Annotated in this window: 5 protein-coding genes; 3 read left to right on the forward strand and 2 right to left on the reverse strand. The window is 71.1% G+C overall.

Annotation, left to right across the window (positions count from 1 at the left end; genetic code table 11):
• Positions 1–58: 58 nt before the first annotated feature.
• Positions 59–235 (forward strand): hypothetical protein, encoded by a 177-nt coding sequence (locus tag ACFU5F_RS30120; RefSeq protein WP_383893893.1) that lies wholly within the window; start codon positions 59–61, stop codon positions 233–235.
• 750 nt (positions 236–985) lie between these two features.
• Here ACFU5F_RS30120 and ACFU5F_RS30125 read toward each other — a convergent pair.
• On the reverse strand, positions 986–2,287 hold the full coding sequence (locus ACFU5F_RS30125) for an alpha/beta hydrolase family protein (RefSeq protein WP_383893896.1): 1,302 nt from the start codon (positions 2,285–2,287) through the stop codon (positions 986–988).
• 213 nt (positions 2,288–2,500) lie between these two features.
• On the opposite strand from ACFU5F_RS30125, the gene ACFU5F_RS30130 reads away from it, so the two are divergent.
• Both ACFU5F_RS30130 and ACFU5F_RS30135 read left to right on the forward strand, forming a co-directional pair.
• On the forward strand, positions 2,501–3,811 hold the full coding sequence (locus tag ACFU5F_RS30130; RefSeq protein WP_383893899.1) for a sensor histidine kinase: 1,311 nt from the start codon (positions 2,501–2,503) through the stop codon (positions 3,809–3,811).
• A complete protein-coding gene (locus ACFU5F_RS30135; protein ID WP_383893902.1) occupies positions 3,808–4,509 on the forward strand; it encodes a response regulator in 702 nt (233 codons plus the stop codon). The genes ACFU5F_RS30130 and ACFU5F_RS30135 overlap by 4 nt, the downstream gene beginning before the upstream one ends.
• Before the next feature lie 29 nt (positions 4,510–4,538).
• On the opposite strand, the gene ACFU5F_RS30140 is transcribed toward ACFU5F_RS30135, so the two are convergent.
• A complete protein-coding gene (locus ACFU5F_RS30140) occupies positions 4,539–6,302 on the reverse strand; it encodes an FAD-dependent oxidoreductase (RefSeq protein WP_383893905.1) in 1,764 nt (587 codons plus the stop codon).
• Positions 6,303–6,514: the final 212 nt, after the last annotated feature.

Consider the following 6,514-nt stretch of genomic DNA (forward strand, 5'->3'; position numbering starts at 1 on the left):
AGTGTGCTGATTCCCAGTTCGATGCCACTGCCCGGGCAGGGCGTTCGGCGCAGATTTGGTGTACGTCTCCACCCTCGTCGGCCTGATCACCACCGGACTCACCGAGCGGCTCACCGCACTGCGCGGGGGCCGCTCACCGTCATCGAGCAGGCCCATCAGCCCCGGAGCCGACGTGATCATCAGTGGAGAACTCTCCGGCTTGCTGCTGGCTCAGATCCCCCAAGCCAGCACCTAACCGCCGTGTTCGAGGAACTGTTCTCTCCCACCGGCAGTGAGGTCCACCTGCGACCGGCGGCGTCATACGTCCTGCCCGACTGTGAGGCGTCCTTTGCCACGGTCGTCGCGGCGGCGCAGCAACGGGGCGAATGTACCGTCGGCTACCGCCGCCACGACCGGGCCACGGCCGCTCCCGACCACGGATGCATATCAACACGGACAGGAACGAGCGGCGGTGCTGGACCACACCCATCTCGGCCTGGCGGCTACGGCGACGGAACCAAGATCGTCGGCGCCACCCTCCTGACCGTCACTCCGTAGTTGCGCGTTCCGACACTCGAGTCCGAAGCACTGCGGCCCCATGCGAACCCTACGGCCGCGGTGTCGGCGTGCCCGGCTCCCAGTCATGACGGTCACCACCGGCGGTCGGACCGTTCTGCCTGCTACTGCAAGACGTATCGACGGCAGCCGTACCCGGGCTTGAGCCGGGCCCTGTCGGTACGCCGATGGAGTCCGCACGTCACATGGTTACCGTGAGCCCTTCGCACGACGTTTCCACATCCCACCTCAGCCTCGACGATGTGCCTGGAGAGGAGGGCCCGCCGGGGGCCGTCGGGACCGGTGGGGAACGCCGGTCAGCTCCTGTACGGGCCGTGACCGACACCGGCGATCATCCAGCGGCGTGAGCTGGCCTGGCAGTTGCCCTAACGGAGTTGGTGGGCACGAACCGGGACAACCCGAACCGTCAGGTCCGGTTGAGCTCCCTCGGTTAGCCGGCGGGGCACTGTTCCGTGGTGGGTTCGGTGGCCACGGAACAGAAGCCCACTTCGGGGTGCCGGGGTGACGGCCGGTCCAGCAGGGGCTGTGGCGTGTTGTGGAGGTGCAGGTCGAAGAACGCCCGTGTGTAGCGGCGCGTGATCTGCGAGGTGCGCGCGGCGGGCAGGGTGGCACCGATGTCGAGGCCGAGCTGTTCCGCGAGGAGTCCGACGTCGGTGAAGGAGGCGTGTTGCGCGCCGGCGACCACGAGCCATCGCTTCCACCCGGTGAGGTGCTTCCAGTCGCGCTCCCAGGTGACGGCCGGGCCTCCGCCTCCCGGCGTGTACGTGGACTGCCTGCCCAGGAACAGGAACGGCCGGGCCAGGCCGCTGTCGGGGATCGGGACCTGGGTGGTGCCGTCGATGTCGATCCCGGCGCGGATCCGGGGGTCGGCGAGCATGGCGGCGCTGGTGCTCGCGCCTCCGACGGAGTGGCCGGCCATCGCGATCCGGTGCGGGTCGATCAGCCGAGCGCCCTTCCACCGCGGCCGTGGCCCGGTCAGTTCGTCGAGCAGGAAGGAGACATCGGCTGCCCGGCCCGTCACCAGCTTGTCCCAGAAAGCCTGGTCATGGTCGACCTCGCAGGCGGCGCAGGTGGCGACCCGGCCGTCGGGGAAGGTGGTCGCGACGTTCTCGTAGGTGTGATCGATTCCTGCCACCACATAGCCGCGGCTCGCCAGGTCCTCGGCCAGCGAGCTGAGCGTGGCACGGGGTTTGGTGAAGCCGGGCGAGAGGACGATCAGGGGCAGGCCGTTTCGGCGTCCTGCCGGTTCGGCGTCGCTGATCGCGTGGGTTCGCGTCGTGCTCAGCACCTCGGGCGGCAGATCGGTGATGCCGCCGTCCTGGAGGAGGAGCTCCGACTCCTTCGGCGTCATGTACGGGGCCGGTCGCCCGCCCGAGGGCCGTGCCGGGTACCACAGGGAGATCATGAGCTCCCTCGCGTTCACGCCGGGGGCCCACGGGTCGGGACGGGAGGCGTCCTTCAGATACAGGGAGGTTCTGCCCACCGGGTGCGGGCCGGTGGGCTCGGGCAGACGCGGCGTGCTGTTCACCACGGCCGGGGGTCGCGCGTGGCCGGCCGCGGTGGGCGCGTCCGAGGCGGAGGCGGGCACGCACGTGCCCACCGTGAGAAGCCCTGCGAGGGTGGCCAGTCCGCGGCGCAGCATCCTGTTCCGGGACGCCGCCGGGGGGCTGCCCGGGGTTCGGGCGTCGTCGTCGCGGTCATGAACGGTCGGTCGGGTCAGGGGCACGGTCATGGTCGTCTCTTCCTCGGTCGCCGACTTCGGTTCCCTGGAGGCTAGGAGCGGGGCGGAGCCGGGCACGTCGGCCGCCGGGGCGGTCTTCGGTACCTCGCCGGGACGAGGCCGTACGGCGTCATCCTCGCGATGTAGTCGAGCGGTGTATCCCGGATGATCGCGGTGCTCACCACGACGGATGGCGCCGCCAGGGGCGTCGGCGAGAATGAGCCGGTGACGACGGTGCCCAAGGCCGACCGCCTACTGGAGCGGGTCAGACCGGAGCGACCGGGGGAGTGGTGCGCACGGCTGATCCGCCCGACAGGTCCGCCGCCGCGGCCCACCCGGCGTGGCCGGGCCTTCGACGCGGCGACGGCGCTGGCCGTCGGCGTCGCCTCCGTCCTCTACGTACTCGACAACATGACCGGCATCGTCGACCGAGGGGACCGTCCCGCACCCGTCCCCGGCGCGTGGATCGGTCCGGTGATCGTGGCCGTCATCGCCTCGGCACCCCTGACGCTGCGTCGCCGGTATCCGCTCGCCGTGCTGTGGATCGTGCTGGCCGCGGTCGTGGTGACGCCCCATGAGGCGCCCCGGCTCACCTTCTACGCCTGCGTCGTCGCCGCCTACAGCGCCGCCGCCTACAGCCCCCACCGGGTTCCCGCCCTGGTGAGCGTGGGGGTGGCGGTGCTGCTGGTCGGGACGGACTCGGCGTTGCCCACGGTCCCCGACCGGTACGCCCCGTACCTGATCATGATCCCGATCGTCGTGGCGGCCGACGGCCTGCGCACCTGGAAGCTCAGAACGGCGGAGGGCCACAGGCGCCTGTCCGCGCTGGAACGGGAGCAGGCCGAGGCGCTGCGCCGCGCGGTCGCCCACGAACGGGCCAGGATCGCCCGCGAACTGCACGACGTGGTGACGCACCACGTCAGCGTGATGGTGATCCAGGCCGGTGCCGCCCGCACCGTCATGGACGCCCACCCCGACCAGGCCCGCGAGGCCCTGCTCGCGGTCGAGGCCGGGGGCCGGGCGGCGATGACCGAACTGCGGCACGTCATGGGGCTGCTCACCACGGATGTCCCTGTCGGTCCCGACGGCCCGGACCCGGCCGGCGGGGTGGATCTGGCGCCACAGCCCGGGCTGGGGCAACTTCCGGCGTTGGTCGCACGGGTGGGCAGGACGGGGATGCCGGTCGAGTTGACGGTGACGGGGCACCGACGTCCGTTGCCGTCCGGGATCGAACTCGCCGCCTACCGGGTGGTGCAGGAGGCGCTGACGAACGCGGTCAAGCATGCGGCAGGCGCGAGCGCGGCGGTCACCGTCGACTACGCGGCCACCCGACTCCTGGTGGAAATCACCGACACGGGCGGCACACCGGGTACGTCCCGGACCCCCGGCAGCGCCACGGCCGGCTCCACCGGAGCCGGCCGTGGGCTGATCGGCCTGCGCGAGCGGCTCGCCGTCTACGGGGGAACCCTGCGCACCGGACCACATCGCGCCGACGGCTACCGCGTCACCGCACTGATCCCCTTGGAGGCCTCGTGACCAGCGCGCCGCGTGTAGTGATCGCCGATGACATGGCACTGGTCCGCACCGGCTTCCGGATGATCCTCACGGCCGACGGCATCGACGTGGTCGCCGAGGCGGCCGACGGAAACGAAGCCGTCGACGCGGTCCGCCGCACCCGACCCGATGTGGTCCTGATGGACATCCGCATGCCTGAACTGGACGGCCTGGAAGCCACCCGCCGCATCCTGACCGGAACGGACCCGGCACCACAGGTGATCATTCTGACCACGTTCGACCTCGACCGGTACGTCTACGCCGCCCTGTCCGCGGGGGCCGCCGGGTTCCTCCTCAAGGACACGACACCCGAACACCTCGTCGCCGCCGTCCGCATGGTCCGATCCGGTGACGCGCTGCTGGCCCCGGCCATCACCCGCCGTCTCGTCGAACGATTCGCGCGGCACGACTTCCCCACCACCGCGAGCCACCGCGATCTGGACGCACTGACTCCCCGGGAACGCGAAGTCCTGCGGCTGCTGGCCCAGGGGTTGAACAACGCCGAACTCGCCGACCACCTCAGCCTGTCGGAGGCCACGGTGAAGACCCATGTCGCCCGTATTCTCGCCAAACTCGGACTCCGTGACCGCGTCCAGGCGGTCATCGCCGCCTTCCGGACGGGGCTCGTCAGCCCGACCGGAGACGACACCCCCTCGCCGGCCGCAGGCGTACTGCGCTGAGTCCCGCCCAGAGTTCGGGCGGGCGGTCGTCAGCCGACGTCGAAGAGGTTCGGCAGCCGGAGCAGGTACCGGGTGCGGTCGTGCCGTTTGAGCGGCTCGAACTCCGGTGCCCGGTACAGCGGGGTGACCGTGCATCGCTCGGCGGCCGAACCGACGCTGTCCAGCAGGGCGTTGACGGCCTGGCGGGCCGAGGTGTTGGCGCCCTCCATGGTGGCCAGGTCGATGGGCACGGACACGTAGTCGCCGGAGAGGAACAGGTTGGGGATCCTCGTGGCGGACCGCGGGCGCAGATGGAAGGTCCCCACCGGGTGGATGAGCAGCTGTTCCTCGTTGACCGGGCTCGGGGTGCCGAGTCCGTCCACGGCCGGGTCCAGGAACCAGGAGTGCAGCACGGAGTCCTTCAGGACCGTGCGGCCGCTGTCGTTGAGGGCCGCCTTCAGCTGGGCCCACACCTCGCGGGCGACCTCGGCGCGCGTGCACTGCTTGGCCGTCTTCCCGTACAGGATGCCCGGCCGGTCCCATTCGGAGACGTCCACGGACAGGCAGTCCGCGACCGTGCCGTCGCCGAAGTCCGAGGGGAAGTCGTGGCCCGGCCAGTGCTGAGCCTGAGCGATCGCGGTCAGTGACCACGGGGAGTCGATGAGGTCGAGGTGGCCGTGCAGGATCGGCGTGCGTTCCGTCAGATAGAACTGGATGCCGGTCATCCAGTCCGTCTCCAGCCGGTCACACGTGGCCAGTTGGGGGTCGGCGGCGCGCACGGCGGCGTTCCAGGTGCGGCGGGCGTGCTCGACCGGCATGGCCGAGATGTAGTGGTCGGCGGTGACGGTCCGGCGGACGCCGCCGGGGTCCTGTACGACGGCGCCGGCCACACGGCCCGAGTCCAACGTCAGGTCCTGTACGGTCCAGCCGATGCGGAACTCGACTCCGAGCGACCGCAGATACGTCACCCAGGGGTCGATCCAGGCCTCGTTGGTGGGCGCGTTGAGGATCCGGTCCAGGGGGCCGTCCGCGCCCCGCCCGAGGAGGTTGAACGCGAAGGCCTCCAACAGGGTGCCGACCGTACGGGTGCTGGCCTCCTCCGCCTTGGTGGCCACGATGTTCCGGGTGATGCCGACGGCGAGGATCCGCTGGTAGTCGTACGACATGCGTCCGGCCCGCACGAAATCCCACCAGGGCGTCCGCTCCCAGGTGTCGTCGCGGCGCTCGTCGCAGCTGGTGAGGAAGACCAGCAGGCGGTTGGCGAAGTAGAGGGCCTCGTGCAGGGGCAGGTGGAGGACGGTGTCCAGGAACGAGGTGAGGGCGCGGCGGATGTCGTCGGGGGTGAGTTCGGCAGGGGTGTTGCCGGGCCAGGGGAGGGGGATCCGGATGTCCTCCCGGCCGCCGGAGCGGGCGAACAGCATCTCCTTGGGGGCGACGAGGTTGTCGTGGACGCCGTTGGCGTTGCCGGGGAAAGGGATGCGCCGCATGGTGTCGGGCAGGTTGTGGTAGATGCCGGGGATGAAGCGGAAGCCGTGCTCCCCGGGCAGGGGATCGCGGCCGCCCTTGCCGCTGTCGGGCACGTCCATGCTGCGGGCCTTGCCGCCGAGCGCCTTGCGTTCGTAGACCGTGACCCGGAAGCCCCGTTCGGCGAGTTCGTGCGCGGCGGTGAGCCCGGCGACGCCCCCGCCCAGTACGGCCACGGTCCGCGCGGCGGAGCCGTCCTGGGCCGCGGCCCGCCCGGGAGCACCGAGGCTGACCCCTCCGCCGGCGGCCGCGGCCGTACCCAGGAACCCTCTGCGTGTGGTGCCGCCCATCGCTACCCCACCCCTTATTACCGTCGGTAACTGTTGGCGCACGAGGATAGGAGCGGCACACCGATCCCGGAAGGCGCCCGACGCGGCCGGGACCACTTTGGCTTGATGCGGCATCACGCGACCCGCACCCGCCGGGTGGGGCCAGCCCGCCCGGCTCACCCCTCTCAGCCCCCGCGGATCACCGTGCCCGTCTCACCGTGCACGGTGAGACG

This window comes from Streptomyces sp. NPDC057438 (assembly GCF_042802995.1).
Taxonomy (GTDB): domain Bacteria; phylum Actinomycetota; class Actinomycetes; order Streptomycetales; family Streptomycetaceae; genus Streptomyces.

Excerpts from the sequence above, each read along its gene's own strand:
- ACFU5F_RS30125 (WP_383893896.1), bottom strand. The coding sequence starts at position 2,287 with ATGACCGTGCCCCTGACCCGACCGACCGTTCATGACCGCGACGACGAC.
- ACFU5F_RS30140 (WP_383893905.1), bottom strand. The coding sequence starts at position 6,302 with ATGGGCGGCACCACACGCAGAGGGTTCCTGGGTACGGCCGCGGCCGCC.